Origin of the sequence: Brachyspira pilosicoli (assembly GCF_019402445.1) — a bacterium.
Lineage (GTDB): Bacteria > Spirochaetota > Brachyspiria > Brachyspirales > Brachyspiraceae > Brachyspira > Brachyspira pilosicoli_B.
Genome location: NZ_SRZM01000222.1, coordinates 1 through 1888 on the forward strand (window position 1 = coordinate 1; position 1888 = coordinate 1888).

At 25.5% G+C, this 1888-nt stretch carries 2 protein-coding genes and 1 pseudogene; all 3 read right to left on the reverse strand.

Annotation, left to right across the window (positions count from 1 at the left end; translation table 11 throughout):
• Positions 1–292, reverse strand: a pseudogene (locus E6A48_RS07795) (dihydroorotate dehydrogenase); the annotation flags it as partial.
• Positions 282–1052 (reverse strand): dihydroorotate dehydrogenase electron transfer subunit, encoded by a 771-nt coding sequence (locus E6A48_RS07800; protein ID WP_219709471.1) that lies wholly within the window; start codon positions 1050–1052, stop codon positions 282–284. The gene E6A48_RS07800 and the pseudogene E6A48_RS07795, both read right to left, overlap by 11 nt.
• 24 nt (positions 1053–1076) lie before the next feature.
• Positions 1077–1888, reverse strand: an 812-nt coding sequence (locus tag E6A48_RS07805; RefSeq protein WP_258018575.1) for a DinB family protein, incomplete at its 5' end; no start/stop codon positions are given.

Here is a 1888-nt window from a genome sequence, read left to right on the forward strand (position 1 = left end):
AAATAATAGGTGTTGAATATTTTATATTTTTTATAATATCATCTCTAAAATATTCTATACCAGGATTTTCTAAGCCTATACAATTAATCATTCCGCTTGGTGTTTCTGCGATGCGAACTCCACTGTTTCCATCTTTTTTATTTAATGTTATGCCTTTTAAATTTACAGCACCAAGTTCATTAACGTCAAAATAATTATTATACTCTTCTCCAAAGCCAAAACAGCCAGATGAAGTTATCACTGGGTTTTTTAATTCTTTACCTAAAAAATTAATATTTAGTTTACTGTTCATTTTTAATCCATAAATATTTAGCATCAAATACAGGTCCGTCAGAGCAAGCCTTTTTTAATACTACAGTTTTATTGTCATAACTAACTTCAACATTGCATCCCAAACAAGCATTAACTCCGCAAGCCATTCTCCTCTCAAGAGAAGCATAGCATAATATGTTGTTTGCTAATGCTATTTTTATTATTCCATTCATCATAATGGTAGGGCCGCAAGTGTATATTATATCAAACTTTTCTTTTTTTATTATTTCGTTTGTCTTCTCTACAGCATTACATTTATCACCAATAGAGCCGTCATCTGTAACTATATGTAAGTTAATGTTACTAGTATCAAATCTCTCCATTATGTTGAGGGCATCTTTATTTGCTCCTCCAATTACAAGAGTGATATCATTATTGTTTATTAGTTTTTCTATTAATAGCTTTATAGGTGCAATACCCATACCGCCAGCCACTATAAGAACTTTTTTATTATTAATGTTAGTATCAAATCCGTTTCCTAAAGGTCCTTGTATATTAACTTTTTCTTTTAGAGTAGATAAATATTTTGTGCCTTCGCCTTTTACCTGATAATAAAACTCTACTATATCATTAGAAACATAATGAACACTTATAGGTCTTCTTAAATATGTGCTGCTTTTTAGCATAAAAAATTGCCCTGCCTTAATATGCTTAAAAGCTTCTTTTGATTTTACTTTGAGAATATACTTATCCTCTGCTATTTTTTTGTTTTCTACAATCTCACAATCTTCTAAAAACATAATCCTATACAACCGCTAACAAAATTAAATTATAGTAATTAAATTAGAATAATCATTTGTATAACCCATCATATCAAGCATAGCAGATATTTCGCCTCTATGATGAGTATTATGATTTAATTCATGCATTATTATATGATAGATTGGCTTTTTTACCACATCATCAGCAAAATCTATTTTTATTATTACATTATAATCATCTATGCTGCTTATTACATCTATTATAATATCATCTAATTTTTTTCTAGTATCAAATAAAGTATCCAAATTAGTATCTATTGGTTTATTGAATAAAAAATTATCATTAAGATATGTTAATATCTCTTCGTTTGCTATTATTTTCTTGCTTGAATACTTTCTTAAAATAGAAAAGAAATAAATATCAGTTTTTATAATATGAGTGAAACTATTTATTAATGATTTAAAATAACTTCCTGTCTCTTTATATAAATCTGATTCATTAATTTTTTGTATATCTCTAAAAATACTTATAAGCATTCTATTAGCTTTTCTATTATATTCTGCCATAAGAGTAAGAACTCTTTGTGATGTAATTGTTTTTATAATATTTTCTGAGGTTTCAGATTGTTCTTTATTAGATTTTTTTTGATTATTTTTTTTAGTTTTTTTGTACTCTTTCTTTATTTCTGAAAAATCTTTTTTTAATTCTAATAAATTATCATATATTAATTTTTTCTCTTCTCTTAGTTTTTTTAATTTTCTACTTTTTAATTCTTTTAGATTTTTATTTAGATTGTTTATAATGCTTGATTTTAATATTTCAATTTCTTCTGACTTTTTATTTAACCTATTTAATTCTGAGTTTATTTTTTTTT

Coding starts and splice junctions, on each gene's coding strand:
- E6A48_RS07800 (WP_219709471.1), bottom strand. CDS start 1,052: ATGTTTTTAGAAGATTGTGAGATTGTAGAAAACAAAAAAATAGCAGAG.